This is a genomic window from Marinobacter iranensis (assembly GCF_029207565.1).
Lineage (GTDB): Bacteria > Pseudomonadota > Gammaproteobacteria > Pseudomonadales > Oleiphilaceae > Marinobacter > Marinobacter iranensis.
Window position 1 is genome coordinate 1 of record NZ_JANCMW010000120.1, and the last position, 276, is coordinate 276.

Sequence of the window (276 nt, forward strand, 5' to 3'; positions counted from 1 at the left end):
CTCGACGGCTTGTGCAAGCCCGCATGGCTTCCGTCCGCGCGTACGCGCACGATATCTTCCCTGCGCAGGGCGCCTTTGTCAACGCCAGCGGGCGTAATCCATATATCGCCGTCGTCGTCCAGGACGGACAGATTGCCGCCGGACGTCGTCGTCATGCCGAACCGGTAGATGCGGCCGATCATCTCGATGATCTGATCGGCGGGGGGAAGATAGTCGAGTTTCATGGGAAGGCCTCCTATACGGGACCGTTAATTGTCCGCGTTCCCATTCAGCTTG

The 276-nt window shown here is 60.5% G+C and carries 1 protein-coding gene; it reads right to left on the reverse strand.

Going from position 1 to position 276, the window contains the following annotated elements; genetic code table 11:
- Positions 1-224 (reverse strand): class II aldolase/adducin family protein (locus NLU14_RS21690; RefSeq protein ID WP_275710518.1); only part of this gene is annotated, 224 nt, incomplete at its 3' end.
- Positions 225-276: the final 52 nt, after the last annotated feature.